This window comes from Pseudomonas sp. 2822-17, assembly GCF_002742485.1.
Taxonomy (GTDB): domain Bacteria; phylum Pseudomonadota; class Gammaproteobacteria; order Pseudomonadales; family Pseudomonadaceae; genus Aquipseudomonas; species Aquipseudomonas cyclaminis.
In genome coordinates this window covers 1-19,618 of the sequence record NZ_LJRZ01000926.1, presented here as the reverse complement: position 1 = coordinate 19,618, position 19,618 = coordinate 1, and the positions used below count along the sequence as shown (strand labels likewise).

Genomic DNA, 19,618 nt, shown 5'->3' with positions numbered 1-19,618 from the left:
GCGAGTAAAGGAGCTGCACAGGTGTTTGAAGGGTTTATGGGTACCATCCGGTCATGTCTACTGGGCCTTCCTCGGCGAAGGAAGCGCTTTCTGCAAGTCATCACAGACGTTCTCCTGGTCTGGCTGGCATTGTGGATGGCGTTTGTCGTTCGCCTAGGTGTGGACGATATGATCAACCCTGTGGCGCAACACTTCTGGCTGTTTTTGAGTGCGCCAGTGGTGGCTATTCCGCTTTTTGTGCGTTTCGGAATGTACCGCGCCGTGATGCGTTATTTCGGTAACGATGCGTTGATCGTGATAATCAAGGCGGTCAGCCTGTCCTCTCTGATTCTGGGGGTCGTGGTTTACCTGTACAGCAATCATCAGGCCGTCGTACCTCGTTCTATTATTTTCAACTATTGGTGGCTGAGCGTGATAATGGTCGGCGGATTGCGGCTGGCCATGCGCCAGTACTTCCTCGGCGATTGGTTCACGGCTGCGCAGCATGTGCCATTCACCAGCCGGGAAGACGGTTTGCCGCGAGTTGCAATTTACGGTGCAGGCGCCGCAGGCAACCAACTGGTCGCTGCTTTGCGCATGGGCCGCGTCATGCGCCCGGTTGCGTTTATCGATGACGATGATGGTATTTCTGACCGCGTCATTTCAGGGTTGCAGGTTTATAAGCCCAAACATATCCAGCGGATGATCGAAGCCACTGGCGCACAGGAAATCCTTCTGGCCATACCGTCTTCCAACAGAGGCCGTCGACGCGAGATCTTGGGGTTTCTGGAAGGTTTTCCGTTGCATGTACGCAGCGTGCCGGGGTTTATGGACCTTGCCAGCGGGCGGGTCAAGGTAGATGACATCCAAGAAGTTGATATCGCTGATTTGCTTGGGCGCGATACCGTTCCCGCGCAATCCGAACTGCTGGAACATTGCATCATGCGACGAAGCGTTCTGGTGACGGGGGCCGGAGGTTCGATAGGCGCTGAATTGTGCCGCCAGATATTGACGTTGAATCCGACGACGTTGTTACTGTTTGAACACAGTGAGTTCAATCTTTACAGCATTATGTCTGAGCTTGAACAGCGCATCGCCCGAGAGTCGCTATCGGTTAGACTGCTCCCTATCCTGGGATCGGTACGTAACCCGAACAAACTGCTGGATGTCATGAAAACCTGGCGGGTAGACACCGTGTATCACGCGGCTGCCTATAAGCATGTGCCGATGGTCGAACACAATATCGCCGAAGGCGTACTGAACAACGTGATCGGCACACTCAATACCGCACAGGCTGCTCTCCAAGCCGGCGTTTCCAACTTCGTGCTCATCTCGACCGACAAGGCTGTACGTCCCACCAATGTCATGGGCAGTACCAAGCGCCTTGCCGAGTTGACCCTTCAAGCGCTGAGCCGGGAGCTGGCGCCTGTGCTGTTTGATGATAAAACGAACATTTCCCGCGTCAATAAAACCCGGTTCACCATGGTCCGGTTCGGTAATGTACTGGGCTCTTCCGGTTCGGTTATCCCGTTGTTTCACAAGCAAATCAAGTCGGGTGGGCCTATCACGGTGACTCATCCGAAAATCACCCGCTACTTCATGACCATTCCCGAAGCCGCACAGTTGGTGATTCAGGCGGGCTCAATGGGCCAGGGCGGCGATGTATTCGTCCTGGACATGGGGGAGCCGGTGAAGATCGTAGAATTGGCCGAAAGAATGATTCATCTCTCGGGCTTGAGCGTGCGCTCCGATAGAAATCCCCAAGGCGACATCGCCATCGAATTCACCGGCCTACGCCCCGGTGAAAAGCTTTACGAAGAGTTACTGATCGGCGACAACGTTGTCGCTACACGACACCCCATGATCATGAGCGCCAACGAAGATCATTTATCCTGGGATGTGCTCAAAGACAAGCTGACGGAGCTGCTGGCCGCGGTGGAACAAGATGACTACACCCGCGTCCGCCAACTCCTGCGCGACACTGTAAGCGGCTACTCCCCTGACGGAGAAATCGTCGACTGGATCTACCAGCAACGTCGCTTGGAACCCTGATTTAACACTCTGTTACGCAAGCATTTTTGACGAATCCCCAACATCGCCTAAGTTTGAAAAGCAGCTTCGGAAAAGCTGCTTTTCCCTCAACGATGTCAAGGAGCGTCACCCATGCAGAAAACCTACATTTCTTCGCTGATCTTCGCCTTCCTCACAACCCTCTCCGTCGCCGCCACCGCAGCGCCGTCCATCAAGCCAGAAGCCCCAACCCCTGTCACCGCGCAGATGACTCAGGTCGAGCAGTCCGCCAAGGTCAACCTGAACGCCGCCGACGCCGAGACCCTGCGTCGCGATCTCTTCGGCATTGGCGCGGCCAAAGCCAAGGCGATCATTGCCTACCGCGAAAGCAATGGTCCGTTCACGGCGGTGGATGAGTTGTTGGAAGTGAAGGGGATCGGCAAGGCGTTGCTGGAGAAGAACCGCGACAGGTTGGTGATCAACTAAACGTCCAAGAGGCCGGTCATTGATCGGCCTCTTTATCCTGCAGATTTTGCGTTTTCAGGTTCTCCCGTACTACTTCCATGATCCGTCTTGCCAATTGTGGATCTTCAACACTCCTGGCCAAGACCAATGCGCCTACCAGTGTCGACATCATCATCAGACTTTCTGCGTCGCAACGTCCCGCGCCCAGTGCCGTTTCAATTTGCTTGAGCCTTGCGTCGAGCACGTGGTCGGTGGTTGCACTGGGTTGGCCTCTCAAGCCCAGTTCGGAAGACATCGTTGGCAACGGGCAGCCCTGGTCCGGTGAGGTCAGGTGCCATTCCGACAGGTAGCTGTCGATAAACGCGTCCATCGGCCGTTCCTGGCTGAACAGCATGTCGCAATGGGCATCCAGGTCGGCCGCCGCAGCCTGTAGCGCTTTTTCCACCAGCTCTTTCTTGGACCTGAAGTGCGCGTAGAAGCCGCCATGGGTCAGGTTGAGCGCTTTCATCAGCGGCTGCAGGCCTGTGGCGTCGATGCCGTCACGGCGAAAGCGGGCTGACGCTTCCTTGATGATGCGTTGGTGGGTCTGGGCTTTGTGGTCTTGGGAATAACGCATAGGGCGGCCTCGGTGACAGGCTGGCATTTTAACCAACCTGAACTTTTTTACACGGTTGGCGAAGCTAAGGTGTTGGCATGAAAAGTGATTACCTCTACGCAAAAGATTGTTCAACAATCGTGAGGGAATGATGACTCCCAATTTGTCTTTAGCCGACCAGATTGCCTTGGAGCTGCGCGCCGACATTATCGGCGGGCGGTTATTGCCAGGTATGGCATTGGTCGAGGTGGATCTGGTCCGGGCCTACAGTGCGTCGCGTAACACCATTCGCGAAGCCCTGCACCGTTTGGGTCAGGAAGGGCTTACCCGTTACGTGCGCAACAAGGGTGTGATGGTCCGGCGACTGCAGCGGGAGGAGGTTCGCGACCTGTTTGTCGTGCGCCGCACCCTCGAATTGCAGGCGATCGCCGGAAGCAGCGTGTTGACGGATGAACAATCTGAACGCATGCAAAACGCCATCGACGCCACCACCCTGGCCCGTGAGCGCGAAGACTGGCGCGCCGTGGCCACCCACAGTTTGTTGTTCCATCAGCACATTGTCGGGTTGATGCGCAGCCCGTTGTTCGATGAGTTTTTCGCCCAGGTCATCGCCCAATTACGCTTGGTGTTTTGCGCGGCGCTCGATGAGCAGCGATTCCAGTCGCCCTGGCTGGAACGTGACCGCGAGATTTACACGTTACTGGTCCAGCCGAATAAAGCCGCGGCAGGGGAGGCGATGAGCCTGTACCTGGAGGATTCCGAACGCATCTCGTTGGCTCTTTTTACCCACCCCTGATTGAGGATCTGCACCATGTATAAAGACTATCCGGCCGCTTATCAGGTCAGCAAAGGCTCGGCGTTGCAGGTCGATACGGCGTTTTACGAGCGTATTCGTGACCGGGCGGATCAGCGCACGTTGATCGAACAGTTTGAAGTGCCGATTCGCACGGGCAGGGCGTGGAAGGTGCCGGCCGGGCATGTGTTTCGTGTCACCACGCCGGTGGGGCCGCAGGTGGGTGACTTTAACGTATGGAATGCCAATGACCCTCGCGAACGTCTTTGGGCGGCGCGCACCCGCCAATTGCAGGGCGCTCATGTCAGCACCCATGACCGCTTGTGGTCGAATCTGCCGTTTTTGCGGCCTTTGGTTACGATCACGGATGACAGCCTGGCCGGTTACGGTATCGACGAGCACGGCGGGCGCTTGCATGACTTGCTGGGCACGCGTTGCGACCCTTACGTGAACCGCATGCTGACGGGGGAGGATTTCCATCACCACTGCCACTCCAACCTGACGCGTGCGGTGTTGCCCCACGGTCTGACGGAATTCGACGTGCATGACGTGTTGAATATTTTCCAGTGCACCGGTCTCAATCACGACGACATGTATTTCATGAAGGCGTGTCCTGCACAGAAGGGCGATTACCTGGAGTTTTTTGCCGAAATTGATTTGCTGTGTGCGCTGTCGACCTGCCCGGGTGGGGATTTGTCACTGCCGATGTGGGGCCCGGATGCGCAGGATCCACTGACGGTGTGTCGTCCGCTGGGTGTCGAGATCTATCAGTTGGAGGATGAGTTACTGAATGGCTGGAGCCAGCCAGAGCGTGCTGCCTACAAGGGGCAGCACGGGTTGCAGATTGCCAAGGCGGATTGGGAGTAATCGATCCTAGCGATCCTGTGAATCCTTGGCATCCGCCTGGGCATTGCGCTCGGCCACGCGTTTGCGTTGCTCGTCGGTGAGCTCCACTTTGTTGGCGCTGTCTCGCAGCATCATCAGCCCCCCGACGATCGACCCGATCGCGACCACCATAATCAACCACGCATACCACGGCATAAGGCTCTCCTTGAGGCAGATTGCCGTGGGAGAATTTTCCCACGGCAATAGCTGCTTTGAGTAACGGGCTTTCTGAGTAGTTCAGTGTAGGCCCGTTCTGCCTCGTAAACCTTAGAGCCCGGTCAACATTGCATCTGCCGGCGCATCGGCACGGTCTTGCGCGGTGAGTTGGAAGTACACAAAACCCACCACCATGAAGCCCAGGAAGATCAACCCGATCAGCGTGTTGAACCACGCCATGGCCACCAGGCACACCACCGCCAATACCAACGCAATGCCTGGCACGATCGGATAACCCGGCGCGCGGAAGGTGCGTTCCAGCAGCGGTTCGGTCTTACGCAATTTGAACAGGCTGAGCATGCTCATGATGTACATGACGATCGCGCCGAACACTGCCATGGTGATCATCGCTGCAGTCAGGGTCATGCCGCCTAGGTTGATCAGGCCGTCGCTGTAGATAGCGGCGATGCCGACCACGCCGCCGGCGATGATGGCCCGGTGTGGTGTCTGAAAACGCGACAGTTTGGCGAGGAATGACGGCAGGTAGCCGGCGCGGGCCAAGGCGAAGAATTGGCGCGAGTAGCCCAGAATAATGCCGTGGAAACTCGCCACCAGGCCGAACAGGCCGATCCACACCAGCATATGCAACCAGCCGGAGCTTTCGCCGACCACGGTTTTCATGGCCTGTGGCAACGGGTCGTTGATGTTCGACAGGGTGCGCCAATCGCCCACGCCACCCGCGAAGAACATCACGCCCATGGCCAGGATCACCAGGGTCAGGATGCCGCTGATGTAGGCCTTTGGAATCGTGCGCTTCGGATCTTTCGCTTCTTCAGCCGCCATGGCTGCGCCTTCGATGGCGAGGAAGAACCAGATGGCGAAGGGAATCGCGGCAAACATGCCCGCAATTGCCGGAGCGCCAAACGTGTCGGAACCCGCCCAGCCGTTCAGGGCGAAGTTACTGAAGCTGAATGCCGGCGCAACCACGCCCATAAACACCAGCAACTCGGCGACGGCGAGCACGCACACCACCAGTTCAAAGGTCGCGGCGAGCTTCACGCCAAGGATGTTCAAGCCCATGAACACAATGTATGCACCGACGGCCGCGTGTTTGGGATCCAGCGCTGGAAACTGCACATTCAGATAAGCGCCGATGGCCAAGGCAATGGCAGGTGGCGCGAAGACAAATTCGATCAGTGTGGCAAGGCCGGCGATCAAACCGCCTTTCTCTCCAAACGCCCGACGGCTGTAGGCAAATGGCCCGCCAGCATGGGGAATTGCGGTGGTCAGCTCGGTGAAACTGAAGATAAAGCAGGTGTACATCGCGGCGACCATCAACGAGGTCACCAGAAAGCCCAAGGTCCCGGCCACGCCCCAGCCATAGCTCCAGCCGAAGTATTCCCCGGAGATCACCAGCCCGACGGCAATGCCCCATAAATGCAGGGTGCCTAGGGTGGGTTTGAGTTGTGTGTTCATTGTGTTGCTCCCTGAACGGTTTGGAATGATTCAAGGTGTTGCAGCGGCCATGCCAGCCTGAGAATCATTGTCGTAAAGGCGCGCAACTGTCGTCTGGGGGATGGTTTGGCGTTTGAAACTTTGCCTTGTTGCACCAGATAAGTGCGGGGGGGACTGTGCCGACGCTATCGGGGGCAAGCCCCCTCCCACATTTTTACCGGTATATGCAGGGCCAAGTGTGGGAGGGGGCTTGCCCCCGATGAGGCCCTCCCAGCCACTGCAAATCCCTCTGTAAACCCCGTATAAACCCACTCTTTACGCCGTCTTTACGCCCCGCCTGCACCCTCGCTCTCGTTCCTTTACACCACTCCTGCGGACAATTGCCCCACACGCGGCACTCGCCGCTGAACGGAGAGACTTCCATGAGCGTTCTGGACGGGGTGTCACTGCTATTGGCCGTGGCGCTGTTCATTTATCTGCTGGTTGCGCTGCTACGCGCGGATCGGAACTAGGAGCTGGCCATGCACAGTTATGACTATTGGCTGATCATTGCCTTCTTTGCCGTGGTACTGGTGCCGGCCCCCTTCCTGGGGCGGTTCTACTACAAGGTGATGGAGGGCCAGCGCACGTGGCTGACTCCGGTCCTGGGGCCTGTCGAAAAAGCCTGTTATCGCCTGTCGGGTGTCGACGCGCAGCAGGAGCAGAGCTGGCAGAAATACATGCTGGCCTTGCTCGCATTCAACCTCGCGGGTTTTCTGCTGCTTTTCGCGATCCTGGTGTTCCAGGACTATCTCCCACTCAACCCGCAGAAATTGCCGGGGCAGGAGTGGACGCTGGCCTTCAACACCGCGGTCAGTTTCATGACCAATACCAACTGGCAGTCCTACAGCGGCGAGGCGTCACTGAGCTACCTCAGCCAGATGGCCGGCCTGACCGTGCAGAACTTCGTCAGTGCTGCGACCGGTCTGGCAGTCCTGGTCGCTCTGTGCCGTGGGATCGGTCGCAAGTCGGCCCAGACATTGGGTAACTTCTGGGTTGATATGACCCGCGCTACCCTCTACGGCCTGTTGCCGCTGTGCCTGGTGCTGGCGTTGTTCCTGGTGTGGCAGGGCGTGCCACAGACTTTCGCCCATTACGTCGATGCCGTGACGCTGCAAGGCGTGGATCAGGTCATCCCCCTCGGCCCGGCGGCCAGTCAGATTGCGATCAAGCAACTGGGCACCAACGGTGGCGGCTTCTTTGGGGTCAACTCGGCGCATCCGTTTGAAGATCCGACCGCGTGGGCCAACCTGTTTGAGGTGGCGTCCATCATTCTGATCCCGGTGGCGCTGGTCTTCACCTTCGGTCACTACGTCAAAGATCTGCGCCAGAGCCGCGCGATCCTTGGCTGCATGCTGGCGTTGTTCCTGATCGGCGGCGCGACGTCTCTGTGGTCCGAATACCAGCCCAATCCGACCCTGAACAACCCGGCCGTGGAGCAGACCGCACCGCTGGAAGGCAAGGAAACGCGCTTCGGTACCACTGGCACGGTGCTGTGGTCGGTGACCACTACCGCGGCGTCCAACGGTTCGGTCAACGGCATGCAGGACAGCCTCAGCCCCCTCAGCGGGATGGTGGCGCTGGTCAACATGATGGTCGGTGAGGTTATCTTCGGCGGCGTTGGCGCCGGCATGTATGGCATGTTGCTCAACGTGTTGATCGCGGTGTTCCTCGCCGGTTTGATGATCGGTCGCACCCCGGAATACCTCGGCAAGAAGCTACAGGCCAAGGAAGTGCAACTGCTCGTCGTGACCTTGTTGGTGATGCCGGTTGGCGTGCTCGTGCTCGGTGCCATTGCTGCCAGCCTGCCAGGCCCAGCCGGTGCCATCAGCAACCCTGGCCCCCATGGCTTCAGCCAACTGCTCTACGCCTACACCTCAGCCAGTGCCAACAACGGCTCGGCGTTTGCTGGCTTCAGCGCCAACACGCCGTTCCATAACCTGATGCTCGGCCTGGGCATGTTGATCGGCCGCTTTGGCTACATCCTCCCGGTACTGGCCCTGGCCGGCAGTCTGGCGATGAAAAAGAGCGCACCGATTGGCCAGAACAGCTTCCCCACCCACGGCCCGCTGTTCGTGACCCTGTTGACCGTCACCATCTTGCTGGTAGGGGGCCTGACTTTCCTGCCGACGCTGGCGCTGGGTCCTATCGCCGAACACTTGAGCATGGGCTTCTGAGAAGGGATATGAACATGAATATGCCTGCAAAAAACGCGGCCCCGGTCAAACCCCAGGAGCCTGCCAAAACCGCCATCTCTGCTCTGTGGCGCCCGGCGCTGGTCCAGGCGTTCGTCAAGCTTGACCCGCGCCAGCTGAAGCGCTCGCCGGTGATGCTGGTGGTCGAATTGACTGCGATCCTCACCACGGTGCTGTGCTTCGTGCCTGACACCACCGTGCCGACTTTCGTTGCCGTGCAGATCGCCGTGTGGCTGTGGTTCACCGTGCTGTTTGCCAACTTCGCCGAAGCCTTGGCCGAAGGGCGCGGCAAGGCGCGCGCCGACAGCCTCAAGGCCGGTAGCGAAGGCCTCAGCGCACGGCGCAAGGAAGCCGATGGCAGCTTCAAGGTCGTGCCCGCCACCAGCCTGCGCAAAGGCGATGTGGTGCGCGTTGCCGCCGGGGAGATGATCCCCGGTGACGGCGAGGTGATCGAAGGCATCGCGGCGGTGAACGAAGCGGCGATCACTGGCGAATCCGCCCCGGTGATCCGCGAGTCCGGCGGCGACCGCTCGGCAGTCACCGGTAACACGCGGCTGGTCTCGGACTGGCTGCTGATCCGCATCACCGCCAACCCCGGCGAGTCGACCCTGGACCGCATGATCGCGTTGGTGGAAGGCGCCAAGCGCCAGAAGACTCCCAATGAAGTTGCGCTGGATATCCTGCTGATCGGCCTCACGCTGATCTTCCTGTTGGTGGTCGTGACGCTGCAGCCGTTCGCCCACTTCGCCAATGGCAGCTTGCCTTTGGTGTTTCTGGTCGCACTGCTGGTGACGCTGATTCCTACGACCATTGGCGGCTTGTTGTCGGCCATCGGCATCGCCGGCATGGACCGCCTGGTACGCCTCAATGTGATCGCCAAGTCCGGCCGTGCCGTGGAAGCCGCGGGTGACGTGCATGTGTTGCTGCTGGACAAGACCGGCACCATCACCTTTGGTAATCGCCGCTGCGCAGCGGTGGTCGCGGCGCCTGGCGTCAGCGGCCGCGAGGTGGCCGAAGGTGCGCTGTTTGCGTCCCTGGCGGACGACACGGCGGAAGGCAAATCCATCGTTGAATACCTGCGCGCCTTGCACCCTCAGGCCGAGCCTGCGCCGGACGAGTTGACCGCCGTGCCGTTCAGCGCCGAAACCCGGCTATCCGGCGTTGACTGCCAAGGCCGCGTGTATCGCAAAGGCGCAGTGGATTCACTGCTGGCATTTATCGGCCAGCAGCGCCTTGACCTTGCACCTGCGTTGTCGCGGGAAATCGACAAGATCGCCCAAAGCGGCGGCACCCCGTTGCTGGTGTGCGCCGATGGCAAGTTGCTCGGTGCGATTCATCTTAAGGACGTGGTCAAGCCCGGCATCCGCGAACGTTTCGCTGAGTTGCGCAAACTGGGCATCCGCACCGTGATGGTTACCGGCGACAACCCGCTGACGGCTGCTGCGATTGCCGCTGAGGCGGGCGTGGATGATGTGCTGGCCGAAGCCACGCCAGAGAAAAAACTTGCACGTATCCGTCATGAGCAGAACGACGGTCGCCTGGTGGCCATGTGCGGCGACGGCGCCAACGATGCACCGGCACTGGCCCAGGCCGACGTGGGCATGGCCATGAACGACGGCACCCAGGCAGCGCGTGAAGCCGCCAACATGGTCGACCTCGACAGCGACCCCACCAAGCTGCTGGATGTGGTGCAGATCGGCAAGGAATTGCTGGTGACCCGTGGCGCGCTGACCACCTTTTCCATCGCCAACGACGTGGCCAAATACTTCGCGATTCTGCCTGCGCTGTTTGCCTCGATCTATCCGCAACTGGGCGTGCTCAACGTCATGCACCTGCAGAGTCCGCAGAGCGCGATTCTGTCGGCCATTGTGTTTAACGCGCTGATTATCGTGGTGTTGATCCCGCTGGCATTGCGCGGTGTGCGCGTACAGGCGGCGAGTGCAGCGGCGTTGCTGCGGCGCAACCTGTTGATCTATGGCGTGGGTGGGTTGCTGGTGCCATTCGTGGGCATCAAGGCCATCGACATGCTGCTGACCGCGCTGCACCTGGTTTGAACTGGCTACCTTGGTTTGCCGATTTATTGAGGATTTGACTATGACTAACATGATCCGCCCGGCCCTGAGCCTGCTGGTCCTCATGACCCTGATCACCGGCGTGGCCTACCCACTGGTGGTCACCGGCGTGGCGCAAGTGGCCTTCCCCGACCAGGCCAACGGCAGCCTGGTGCGCGACGCCGATGGCAAGGTGCGCGGCTCCAGCCTGATCGCCCAGGATTTTACCGGTGACAGCTGGTTCCACCCGCGCCCATCGGCGGGGGCTTTTGCGACCGTGTCGAGCAGCGCCAGTAACCTCGGCCCGAGTAACCCAGCGTTGGCTACCCGTGTATTCGATGACGCGAATAAACAGCGGGTGCCCAGTCAGGGGCCGGTGCCGTTGGCCTCGCTGACTACCTCTGGCAGCGGTCTTGATCCACACTTGCCACCTCAGGCGATTGCCTATCAACTGGCGCGGGTGGCGGCGGCGCGGAATGTGCCGGTGTCGACCTTGCAACGGCTGCTGGATGAGCACATCGAAAGCCCGTTGGTGGGGCCGCCGGTAGTGAATGTGCTGGCGCTGAACATGGCCCTGGAAAAGTTGTAGGCATTGAGACCACCGTCGGGGCAAGCCCCCTCCCACAGGGAAATGCATTCCAAATGTGGGAGTGGGCTTGCCCCCGATGGAGCCCTGAAAAACTTTATACAAACACCTGAAGGAACCCCCACGCATGAGCGACTCCGGCCGCGCCGACGCCCTGCTCGCCGATCTGCCCCGCAACGGCCGTGGCCGGCTCAAAGTTTTCCTCGGCGCCGCACCGGGCGTGGGCAAGACCTACGCCATGCTGCAGGCCGCCCACACCCAACTGCGCCAGGGCGTCAAGCTGGTCGCCGGCGTGGTGGAAACCCATGGCCGCGCCGAGACCGAAGCCTTGCTCAGCGGCCTGCCACAGCAACCGTTGCTGCGCAGCGAATACCGCGGCGTGATGCTCGAAGAAATGGACCTCGACGGCCTGCTCGCCACCAAACCCAAGTTGGTGCTGGTGGACGAACTGGCCCACAGCAACGCCCCGGGCAGCCGTCATGAGAAGCGCTGGCAAGACATTCAGGAATTGCTTGCCGCCGGCATCAACGTGTTTACCACGGTCAACGTCCAGCATCTGGAAAGCCTTAATGACCAAGTGCGCGGCATTACCGGCGTGCACGTGCGTGAAACTCTGCCCGACTGGGTGCTGCAAGAGGCCGACGAACTGCTGCTGATCGACCTGCCATCCCGCGAGCTGCTGGAGCGTCTGCGCGACGGCAAAGTCTACGTCCCGGAACAGGCCCGAGCGGCCATCGATGCGTTTTTCACCCAGACCAACCTGATGGCCCTGCGCGAGCTGGCGATGCAGACCGCCGCCGCCCACGTCGACGACGACTTGGCCCAGGGCTATCGCCAGCTTGGTCAGGCGGCACCGGCGGTGCGCGGTCGTTTGCTGGTGGGCGTGGACGGTGATGCCCAGGCTGAACGTCTGGTGCGGCATGCGAGTCGGGTGGCTCAGCGTCGGCACTTGCCGTGGAGCCTGGTGCATGTCGATAACGGCCGCGCACGGGATGAACAGTCGCGTCTGCGCCTGCAAAACGCCCAGCAATTGGCCGAGCGTCTCGGCGGCGAAGTCGTGTTGCTACGGGCGGGGGAGGTGGCCAAAACGTTGATCCAGCACGCCGCCGAACGCCGCGCCAGCCTGGTGTTGGTCGGGCAGTCACGGATGCGCTGGCGCCGTCGTCTGTTTGGTGGTGGCCTGGCGGCGCGTCTGTTGCGCAATGCGCGGGGCCTGGAAATCAACGTGCTCGACAGCGACGACATTCCCGCACCGCCGCGTATGCCGCAGGTGCGCGGGCTGGTGTGGTTCGATTACGCCTTGGCGGTGTTCGCAACGCTGGTGGCTGCGGGCGTGGCCTGGGCGGTGTCCAGTGTGTTGCCGTTGCCGAATATCTCTTTGGTGTTCCTCGCCGCCGTCTTGCTGGTGGCGGTGCGCAGCAGCCTGGGGCCATCCCTGGTGTGCGCGGCGTTGTCATTTCTGACCTACGACTTCCTGTTTATTCCGCCGAATTTTTCCTTCTCCATCCAGCGCGAAGAAGATGTGCTGACCCTGCTGTTCTTCCTGCTGATGGCGGCGCTCACCGGCAACCTCGCGGCGCGCCAGCGTCGACAATTGCAGGCATTGCGCGACACTCAGGAAGAAACCAGCGAGCTGCTCGACCTGTCACGCAAACTCACGGCCGCCACCGATCGCCAGGCGGTGGTCAGCGCGGCGGCCCATCACCTGGAAGGCTGGAGCGATCTGGACCTGTGCCTGGTCAATCGCGACGGTCAGGGCGGCTGGAAGGTCGAGACCGGCGGCCCGCTGACCCTCAGCGAAGCCGAACGCGCCGCGGCCGACTGGGCCTGGCAACATGACCAGCCCGCTGGCATGGGCACCGGCACCTTGCCGTTTGGGCGTTGGTGGTGGTGGCCATTGTCGGGCGAGGAAGGTCCGCTGGGCTTGCTGGGTGTCAGTGCCAAACCGGGCCAGGCGTTGAGTGGTCAACGCCGCCGCCTGCTCACCGCGTTGAGCCAGCCGCTGGCCCAGGCCCTGGCCCGTGCGCAGTTGGCGCAGGAGCTTGAATCCGCACGCCTGCACGGCGAAACCGAGCAACTGCGCAGCGCCTTGCTCGCGTCGGTGTCCCATGATCTGCGCACGCCGCTGACGTCCATGCGCGGCAGTATCGACAGCCTGTTGGCGTTGGGTGAAGCCATCCCCTTGGAGGACCGTCGCGAATTACTCGAAGGCACGCGCGATGAAGCCGAGCGCCTCGATCGTTATATCCAGAATCTGCTGGACATGACGCGCCTGGGCCATGGCGCGCTCAAACTGGCGCGGGATTGGGTGTCGCCGGGCGATATCGTCGGCAGTGCCCTCGGCCGTTTACGTGCGGTGCTGGCGCCGTTGCAGGTGAGCACCGAGGTGCCGCCTGAGCTGCCATTGCTGTATGTGCATGCGGCCTTGATCGAGCAGGCGCTGGTCAATGTGCTGGAGAACGCCGCACGCTTTTCACCTCCCCTGGGGCGTTTGCAATTGAGTGCCGGCGTGTCGGATAACCAACTGTTTTTCGCGGTGGCCGATGAGGGGCCGGGTATTCCCGAAGACGAGCGTGCGAAAATTTTCGATATGTTCTACACCGCCGCACGCGGTGATCGGGGCGGGCAGGGCACCGGCCTCGGCTTGGCGATCTGCCAGGGCATGGTCGGGGCGCACGGAGGGCATATCCGCGTGGCCGATGGCATTGAAGGGCGCGGCACCTGCATCACCTTGTTTTTGCCATTGCCGACACAGCCTGGCCTGGAGCCTGAGTCGTGAGCTACCCTCTTTTCTCCACGGATTTTGATGGAACACCATGAGCCAGACCGCGACGATTTTGGTCATTGATGACGAACCACAGATCCGCAAGTTCTTGCGCATCAGCCTGGCCTCCCAGGGCTACAAAGTGATCGAGGCCGGTACCGGTAACGAAGGTCTGGCCCAGGCGGCATTGAGCAAGCCGGACTTGCTGGTGCTCGACCTCGGCCTGCCGGACATGGACGGCCAGCAGGTGCTGCGTGAGTTTCGTGAGTGGTCGACGGTGCCGGTATTGGTGCTGTCGGTGCGCGCCAGCGAAGGGCAAAAGGTCGAAGCCCTCGACGGTGGCGCCAATGACTATGTGACCAAACCTTTTGGTATCCAGGAATTTCTCGCCAGGGTTCGCGCGCTGTTGCGCCAGGCACCCGCAGGCGAAGCGCAGGAAGCAGCATTGAGTTTCGGCCCGCTGACGGTCGATCTGGCCTATCGCCGCGTACTGCTGGACGGCGCTGAAGTGGCGCTGACCCGTAAGGAATATGCCGTGCTGGCGCAGTTGGCACGGCATCCAGGGCGGGTGATTACTCAGCAGCAACTGCTCAAGGATATCTGGGGGCCGACCCATACCGAGGACAGTCACTATCTGAGGATTGTGGTGGGCCATCTGCGCCAGAAACTGGCGGATGATCCGACTCAGCCACGTTTTATCGTGACCGAGGCGGGGGTGGGGTATCGGTTGTTGGGGGCTTGAGCCTGAAGAGGTTTGTTATCTGATCCACCGTCGTCGCGGGCAACAGCGAAGTACTCAGGACTGCTCACTCTCATAGCGGTCCAGCGTGTCACTGGCAATTTCCCGGCCCAACGCGATCAACTCCGGCGCCTTGTAGAACTCGAAAAACCTGCACACCCGCTTCGGCACGTTGATCAACACGTCCGGCGGATAGCCTGCAATCTTGTACTGGGCCAATGACGTCTGCATCACCTCGAAACTCTGGTTGATCAGGTCCAGCAACGACGCTGGCCCCACATTATCGATGATGAACGATCCAGTGGCGGACTTCGGCGCGCCGGGTTTTTCCGGAGCGGCGGCGGGTTGTTGGGACTCGGGTTCAGCCGAATCCAGCCACGGGTTGATCTCGGCCGCCTGGGCCTGCAAGGCCTCCTGCTCCAGCTTCATCAACTGCTCGGCCTGCTTGCGGCGAAACGGCAAGTGCGAGCCCAGTGATTTCGCCAGGCTGTTGAAGCGGCTCTTGAAGGCCGGCGGCCGCTGGATCACCGGCAAGTGGTAGTGCTTCTGGTTGGTGGCGTTGAGGTTGACTGCGATGATCAAGTCGCAATGGCTCGACACCACCGGCACGATGGGCAGCGGGTTGAGCAGACCGCCGTCCACCAGCATGCGGTTGCCTTGCATCACGGGGGTGAACAGGCTGGGAATTGCCGCCGAGGCGCGCATGGCCTGGTGCAGGCAGCCTTCCTGGAACCAGATTTCCTGCTGGTTGGTGAGGTCGGTGGCCACGGCTGTGTAGGGGATGCGCAGCTCTTCGATATTGATCTCGCCGACGATCTTGCGGATTTGGCCGAAGACCTTCTCGCCACGAATTGCACCGAGGCGAAAACTCACGTCCACCAGGCGCAGCACGTCGAGGTAGTCAAGGCTTTCAATCCAGTTTCGATACTTGTCCAGCTTGCCTGCAGCATAGATTCCACCCACCACCGCGCCCATGGAGCAGCCGGCAATACAGGCAATGTCATAGCCGCGTCGTTCGATTTCTTCGATCACTCCGATATGGGCATAACCCCGGGCTCCGCCCGAGCCCAGCACCAAGGCAACACGTTTTTTCATGGTCCATATCCTTTGATCGGCAGGTAGCCACAATGCACCCATAGAGGGGGCGGCTTCAATCTTCGCTAAGCGGCGTAATATTTTTCCAGAGTAGCGACTAGGCTCGGGTATGCTCTGGCAATAGGTACTATCGATTTCAGGCTAAGGACAAGGCACTTTTTGTTGTAGGTAACGTCTACAACCGTACGACTGTTTTTCTTTATTTTGAGGTGTCATCGATGAAAGCCTGGATGTGTGTGCCTGTGATTCTGTTGGCCCTGGCCGGTTGTGCCGGCAAAACCGCTTACCGCGACAGTTGCGGTGCGCAATTGGATGCCGCGTGGAAAGAGCTCGACCTGGCAAAGGCCGAAGGCTTCGCCGGTACCGTCAGCTATTCCAAGGCGTTGTCCCTGTTGACCGGTGCCAAGACTCAGCAGCAGTTTGAAGCGTTTGAAGGCTGCTCCAACAAGGCTGAAAAGGCACGGTTCTATATTCGTGAGTCGCGCGCCGGGCGTTGAGCCGTCGGCAGAAAGTAGGATTTTTCATCAAGAAGTGAGGGCAGGATGTCAGCGTTGGTCGATCAGTTAGTCGCTCAGGTCATTGGCCTGGAAGTAGGGTTACTGAGCTGCCAGGCTCGCCTCGCTGCCGTCACCGACGACGAAGCGCTGCATGACTTGCGCACCACGGTGCGGCGCCTGCGTAGTCTGTTGCGGCCCTTGCGCGGGTTGCCGGGCGTCGAACAGCTTGAGCTGGCCGCCAGCAGTGTCGGCCAATTGACCACCCCACTGCGTGATCGTGAGGTGCTGGCCGCCTATCTGCACCAGCATGGTCATCACGACGCGGCGGATCGGCGTCTGCGCCTGCAGCCCGATGCTTATCGCCACGTAGCCCAAAGTCCGGAATTGGCGCACTTGCTGCAGATTCTGGATGCCTTCCCACGCTTTATTCGCGCCTCCCAGCATCAGAAATTGCTCAAGGGCGTGCGCTCGCGGATCGAGAAGCGCCTGGCCAAGCAATGGCATACCCTCGGTGAAGCCCTCAAGGATCCTGGCCATGATCGCCACCGTCTGCGGCTGTTGATCAAGCGCGTGCGTTATGCCGCCGAGGCCTATCCCGAATTGGACAAGTTGCCCGCCAACGCCATGTCGCGCCTGAAGAAAGCCCAAGGTGCCCTGGGCGATTGGCACGACTGCTGGCAGTGGCTGGCCCAAGCTGAACACCAGGCCGATCTGCAACCCTGTGTGGCGGTATGGCACAAAACCATGGCCAAAGCCGAGGGGCAGGCGGATCGGGTGCTGGATAAACTCAGCTCCGATTGTTTCTGAATCGGTCCGGCTTTTGGCCGGAATAGGCGCTGTACCTCACCCCCACGATGGTTAAGATCCCTCATCTGTTTCCTTTGACCTGAGGTTGCCATGCGCTTTAGTGACTTGCTCGACGCTGCCCGTAGCCACCCGCTGGATGTCACCATTCCTGCTGAATGGGCACAAGGTCGCGCGACGTTCGGCGGCCTGGTTGCCGCTTTGCAATACGAAGCCCTGCGCGCCCAGGTGCCTGCGGATCGACCGTTGCGCTCGTTGGCAATCACCTTCGTTGGCCCGGTGGCGCCCGACGTCCCTGCCAGCTATCAAGTCGAAGTGTTGCGCGAAGGCAAGGCGGTCAGCCAATTGCTCGGCCGGGTCATGCAGAACGGTGAAGTGGCGACGCTGGTACAGGCCAGTTTCGGCGCTTCCCGTGAATCAGTCATTGATGTGGCAAGCGAAGCACCGCCAGCGTTCAAACACTGGGACGAGTGCCAGGAGTTGCCCTATATCAAGGGCGTCACGCCTGAATTCATGCGGCACCTGGCAATGCGCTGGAGCGTCGGCGGCCTGCCATTTACCGGCAATAAGTCTCGCGACATGGGCGGCTGGGTTCGCTTGCGTGGGGATGTGAAAGAAGAGCCGCTGACCGAAGCGCATATCCTCGCCCTGGTCGACGCCTGGCCACCGGCCTTGCTCCCGCATCTGAACAAACCGGCTCCGGGCAGCACCCTGACCTGGACCATCGAGTTCATCCAACCATTGCAGGATCTGACAACCCTCGATTGGTGCCAGTACTACGTCAACATCGAACACGCCCGCGACGGCTACGGCCACGCTGCCGCAGCGCTGTGGAGCCCCACCGGCGAGTTGATCGCGATCAGCCGCCAGACCGTTGTAGTGTTCGCCTGAGCATCAGTGCCGATGGCGCTGCCGCCAGGCGCGCCACCAGCCACCGCTCAACACAAAGCGCGGAAAGGTCACGAACTGCTCGACCACCAGGCGTTGCACTGCATCTTTGCGATCACTGAAAGGCTCGCTGGCCTGGGCTTCCAGACTATGACCATGACGCTGCAAACCCAGGCCGGCCAGGATGCCCACCACGCCAATGGCGAAACTGGCCAGGCTCAGGCTGAACACCCCGGAAACGATCAACAGAAACCCGACGATAAACAGTGGCACGGCGATCAGGTGCAAGGCCAGGTTGGTGGGGTGCTGGTGATTCTGCGGGTAGTTACGCCATTGCCAGGCGGGGAGATTGGGGTGCCGTTTGCCCATGATGGTGAGTCCTCTGTCCGTTGAAATAACTTGGATGGAGTTTAGGCGGGCGTGGGCGGGTGGGCGAATTGGGGCTGGCTATAGAGCTCATAGTTTCTGTTATCTAAAACATTTAACCCCCCCCCCAAAAAAAAATCCATTCTAGATAACTTAAGCTGACCAGCTATGATCTCCTGGTTCGGGACAATTTATATAAACTGACGGCCCATCCATAGACAACCATTTTGCTTTGAATTCAATAGAGGCATTTTCTGATTTTGCGTTGAAAAGATAGTGCTCATTTTCTCGCGTAATTTTTGCAATGAAAATTTCTCGGAGAGGAAGATTGATTATCTGCAGGTTACTTATTCCGTGACAGGTCAGTCCAATTCTGCATGTGTTGTATCCTTTGTCCTGCAATTTTGGAGGTAAGAAATCTGGAAAGTCTGGTATGTCAAAGCCAATGCCGAGAGAGGGTTGGTCGTTTTCTATCGTCAGCGAGTGTATATAAATTTCGCGAATTTCAATTGGTTGACTGAACAATTTATTAAAAAATATGGTTCCTTCAAGATCATTCCAATGTTTCATTTTGTAGTGGTCTTTTGTTCCCGGGACTTTGCCGGTCCGCGGTGTATCAAATGGGCGTAGGTTGAAATGAGAGCCTTGATCGCCTGCTCCGTCTTGCGCGCCGAAATTATGCCCCGCTGAATGGTCTTGTATTAATACTTTGGAGCCATCGGCTCTCGTATATTGGTAGACCCTTGTCTGAATTGGTTTTCCTGAGCTATCTAAAATTGCTTTTTCATTTATATCCGACATTTTCACGATTTTGTATTGCTTTTTTACGCCAGAACGCGCGTTGGTAAATACATCAGGTTGTTGCGACATCGGTATGTTGGCGTCCCTTTTTGCTGCGCGGAATGCTCCTTTACGAGATACATCAGGTGCGTCAGGTATCGCGCAGGTTGGATTTTTCTTTACTACGCCAGTGCAGCTGGCATTCAGTCCGAGTGGATCCACCCACCCCGTAGGATTGGGCACGTACTGGTACGCGTTGATCCCGCCCGCCAACTTCACCGGGTCCGGCGTCAGGTAACGACCAACATCTGGATTGTAGTAGCGATGACGGTTGTAGTGCAGCCCGCTTTCCGCATCGAAGTACTGCCCCTGAAACCGCAGCGGGTTGTCGATTTTGCTTTTGTCGAGGCGACTGATCTGGCCGTAGGCGCGGTAGTGCGCGGACCAGACGATTTCGCCGTCTGGGTCGGTGAGTT

19 protein-coding genes are annotated in these 19,618 nt (G+C 59.6%); 13 read left to right on the top strand and 6 right to left on the bottom strand.

Going from position 1 to position 19,618, the window contains the following annotated elements:
- The first annotated feature begins 36 nt into the window (after positions 1-36).
- Positions 37-2,031: a nucleoside-diphosphate sugar epimerase/dehydratase gene (locus tag AOA60_RS29830; protein WP_099587565.1), complete on the top strand. Its 1,995-nt coding sequence runs from the start codon at positions 37-39 to the stop codon at positions 2,029-2,031.
- A gap of 111 nt (positions 2,032-2,142) precedes the next feature.
- Positions 2,143-2,475 carry a helix-hairpin-helix domain-containing protein gene (locus AOA60_RS29825; protein ID WP_099587319.1) on the top strand — a complete coding sequence of 111 codons (333 nt, stop codon included), beginning with the start codon at positions 2,143-2,145 and terminating at the stop codon, positions 2,473-2,475.
- A 16-nt stretch (positions 2,476-2,491) separates the two neighbouring features.
- Here AOA60_RS29825 and AOA60_RS29820 read toward each other — a convergent pair whose 3' ends face one another.
- A complete protein-coding gene (locus tag AOA60_RS29820) occupies positions 2,492-3,070 on the bottom strand; it encodes a TetR/AcrR family transcriptional regulator (protein WP_099587318.1) in 579 nt (192 codons plus the stop codon).
- Positions 3,071-3,200: 130 nt separating this feature from the next.
- Here AOA60_RS29820 and AOA60_RS29815 point away from each other — a divergent pair, with 130 nt between their 5' ends.
- On the top strand, positions 3,201-3,845 hold the full coding sequence (locus AOA60_RS29815) for a GntR family transcriptional regulator (RefSeq protein WP_099587317.1): 645 nt from the start codon (positions 3,201-3,203) through the stop codon (positions 3,843-3,845).
- A 15-nt stretch (positions 3,846-3,860) separates the two neighbouring features.
- The gene (locus AOA60_RS29810) at positions 3,861-4,709 is read left to right on the top strand and encodes a DUF1989 domain-containing protein (RefSeq protein WP_099587316.1); all 849 of its coding nucleotides are present in this window, start codon (positions 3,861-3,863) and stop codon (positions 4,707-4,709) included.
- A gap of 6 nt (positions 4,710-4,715) precedes the next feature.
- Here AOA60_RS29810 and AOA60_RS29805 read toward each other — a convergent pair whose 3' ends face one another.
- The gene (locus AOA60_RS29805) at positions 4,716-4,883 is read right to left on the bottom strand and encodes a DUF2897 family protein (protein ID WP_081797766.1); all 168 of its coding nucleotides are present in this window, start codon (positions 4,881-4,883) and stop codon (positions 4,716-4,718) included.
- Between the two features lie 111 nt (positions 4,884-4,994).
- Complete coding sequence (gene eat, locus AOA60_RS29800; protein WP_099587315.1) at positions 4,995-6,359, bottom strand: ethanolamine permease; 1,365 nt, start codon at positions 6,357-6,359, stop codon at positions 4,995-4,997.
- 401 nt (positions 6,360-6,760) lie between these two features.
- Between eat and kdpF the strand changes: the two genes are divergently transcribed.
- The 6 genes from kdpF to AOA60_RS29770 all read left to right on the top strand — a co-directional run bounded on the left by kdpF (position 6,761) and on the right by AOA60_RS29770 (position 14,715).
- Positions 6,761-6,850, top strand: a complete 90-nt coding sequence (gene kdpF / locus AOA60_RS29795) for a K(+)-transporting ATPase subunit F (RefSeq protein WP_003218754.1) — start codon at positions 6,761-6,763, stop codon at positions 6,848-6,850.
- A 9-nt stretch (positions 6,851-6,859) separates the two neighbouring features.
- On the top strand, positions 6,860-8,554 hold the full coding sequence (kdpA, locus tag AOA60_RS29790; RefSeq protein ID WP_099587314.1) for a potassium-transporting ATPase subunit KdpA: 1,695 nt from the start codon (positions 6,860-6,862) through the stop codon (positions 8,552-8,554).
- Positions 8,555-8,568: 14 nt separating this feature from the next.
- A complete protein-coding gene (kdpB, locus tag AOA60_RS29785) occupies positions 8,569-10,626 on the top strand; it encodes a potassium-transporting ATPase subunit KdpB (protein WP_177411516.1) in 2,058 nt (685 codons plus the stop codon).
- A 40-nt stretch (positions 10,627-10,666) separates the two neighbouring features.
- Entirely contained in the window at positions 10,667-11,212 is a 546-nt protein-coding gene (gene kdpC, locus AOA60_RS29780; RefSeq protein WP_099587312.1) for a potassium-transporting ATPase subunit KdpC, read from the top strand.
- Between the two features lie 124 nt (positions 11,213-11,336).
- Positions 11,337-13,988: a sensor histidine kinase KdpD gene (locus tag AOA60_RS29775; RefSeq protein ID WP_099587311.1), complete on the top strand. Its 2,652-nt coding sequence runs from the start codon at positions 11,337-11,339 to the stop codon at positions 13,986-13,988.
- Positions 13,989-14,025: 37 nt separating this feature from the next.
- Positions 14,026-14,715, top strand: coding sequence for a response regulator (locus AOA60_RS29770; protein ID WP_032892766.1), 690 nt, complete (start codon positions 14,026-14,028; stop codon positions 14,713-14,715).
- A gap of 54 nt (positions 14,716-14,769) precedes the next feature.
- Here AOA60_RS29770 and AOA60_RS29765 read toward each other — a convergent pair whose 3' ends face one another.
- Positions 14,770-15,807: a patatin-like phospholipase family protein gene (locus AOA60_RS29765; protein WP_099587310.1), complete on the bottom strand. Its 1,038-nt coding sequence runs from the start codon at positions 15,805-15,807 to the stop codon at positions 14,770-14,772.
- A gap of 218 nt (positions 15,808-16,025) precedes the next feature.
- Here AOA60_RS29765 and AOA60_RS29760 point away from each other — a divergent pair, with 218 nt between their 5' ends.
- From AOA60_RS29760 to AOA60_RS29750, 3 genes are all read left to right on the top strand, one after another.
- Positions 16,026-16,304, top strand: coding sequence for a hypothetical protein (locus AOA60_RS29760; RefSeq protein WP_032888964.1), 279 nt, complete (start codon positions 16,026-16,028; stop codon positions 16,302-16,304).
- Between the two features lie 45 nt (positions 16,305-16,349).
- Complete coding sequence (locus AOA60_RS29755) at positions 16,350-17,111, top strand: CHAD domain-containing protein (RefSeq protein ID WP_099587309.1); 762 nt, start codon at positions 16,350-16,352, stop codon at positions 17,109-17,111.
- Between the two features lie 90 nt (positions 17,112-17,201).
- On the top strand, positions 17,202-17,999 hold the full coding sequence (locus AOA60_RS29750) for an acyl-CoA thioesterase II (protein WP_099587308.1): 798 nt from the start codon (positions 17,202-17,204) through the stop codon (positions 17,997-17,999).
- A 3-nt stretch (positions 18,000-18,002) separates the two neighbouring features.
- Here the strand turns inward: AOA60_RS29750 and AOA60_RS29745 are convergent, their stop codons facing one another.
- Together AOA60_RS29745 and AOA60_RS34075 are read right to left on the bottom strand one after the other, a co-directional pair.
- Positions 18,003-18,365, bottom strand: a complete 363-nt coding sequence (locus tag AOA60_RS29745; RefSeq protein ID WP_099587307.1) for an Mpo1-like protein — start codon at positions 18,363-18,365, stop codon at positions 18,003-18,005.
- Between the two features lie 150 nt (positions 18,366-18,515).
- Positions 18,516-19,618: RHS repeat-associated core domain-containing protein (locus AOA60_RS34075; RefSeq protein ID WP_256592905.1), on the bottom strand; the 1,103-nt coding region annotated here is incomplete at its 5' end.

What these genes read in the sequence shown, in the direction of transcription:
- kdpC (WP_099587312.1), top strand. Translation starts at nt 10,667, where the DNA reads ATGACTAACATGATCCGCCCGGCCCTGAGCCTGCTGGTCCTCATGACC.
- AOA60_RS29760 (WP_032888964.1), top strand. Translation starts at nt 16,026, where the DNA reads ATGAAAGCCTGGATGTGTGTGCCTGTGATTCTGTTGGCCCTGGCCGGT.
- AOA60_RS29810 (WP_099587316.1), top strand. Translation starts at nt 3,861, where the DNA reads ATGTATAAAGACTATCCGGCCGCTTATCAGGTCAGCAAAGGCTCGGCG.
- AOA60_RS29825 (WP_099587319.1), top strand. Translation starts at nt 2,143, where the DNA reads ATGCAGAAAACCTACATTTCTTCGCTGATCTTCGCCTTCCTCACAACC.
- AOA60_RS29805 (WP_081797766.1), bottom strand. Translation starts at nt 4,883, where the DNA reads ATGCCGTGGTATGCGTGGTTGATTATGGTGGTCGCGATCGGGTCGATC.
- eat (WP_099587315.1), bottom strand. Translation starts at nt 6,359, where the DNA reads ATGAACACACAACTCAAACCCACCCTAGGCACCCTGCATTTATGGGGC.
- kdpF (WP_003218754.1), top strand. Translation starts at nt 6,761, where the DNA reads ATGAGCGTTCTGGACGGGGTGTCACTGCTATTGGCCGTGGCGCTGTTC.
- AOA60_RS29830 (WP_099587565.1), top strand. Translation starts at nt 37, where the DNA reads ATGGGTACCATCCGGTCATGTCTACTGGGCCTTCCTCGGCGAAGGAAG.
- AOA60_RS29820 (WP_099587318.1), bottom strand. Translation starts at nt 3,070, where the DNA reads ATGCGTTATTCCCAAGACCACAAAGCCCAGACCCACCAACGCATCATC.
- AOA60_RS29765 (WP_099587310.1), bottom strand. Translation starts at nt 15,807, where the DNA reads ATGAAAAAACGTGTTGCCTTGGTGCTGGGCTCGGGCGGAGCCCGGGGT.
- AOA60_RS29750 (WP_099587308.1), top strand. Translation starts at nt 17,202, where the DNA reads ATGCGCTTTAGTGACTTGCTCGACGCTGCCCGTAGCCACCCGCTGGAT.
- AOA60_RS29755 (WP_099587309.1), top strand. Translation starts at nt 16,350, where the DNA reads ATGTCAGCGTTGGTCGATCAGTTAGTCGCTCAGGTCATTGGCCTGGAA.
- AOA60_RS29770 (WP_032892766.1), top strand. Translation starts at nt 14,026, where the DNA reads ATGAGCCAGACCGCGACGATTTTGGTCATTGATGACGAACCACAGATC.
- kdpA (WP_099587314.1), top strand. Translation starts at nt 6,860, where the DNA reads ATGCACAGTTATGACTATTGGCTGATCATTGCCTTCTTTGCCGTGGTA.
- AOA60_RS29745 (WP_099587307.1), bottom strand. Translation starts at nt 18,365, where the DNA reads ATGGGCAAACGGCACCCCAATCTCCCCGCCTGGCAATGGCGTAACTAC.
- kdpB (WP_177411516.1), top strand. Translation starts at nt 8,569, where the DNA reads ATGAATATGCCTGCAAAAAACGCGGCCCCGGTCAAACCCCAGGAGCCT.
- AOA60_RS29775 (WP_099587311.1), top strand. Translation starts at nt 11,337, where the DNA reads ATGAGCGACTCCGGCCGCGCCGACGCCCTGCTCGCCGATCTGCCCCGC.
- AOA60_RS29815 (WP_099587317.1), top strand. Translation starts at nt 3,201, where the DNA reads ATGACTCCCAATTTGTCTTTAGCCGACCAGATTGCCTTGGAGCTGCGC.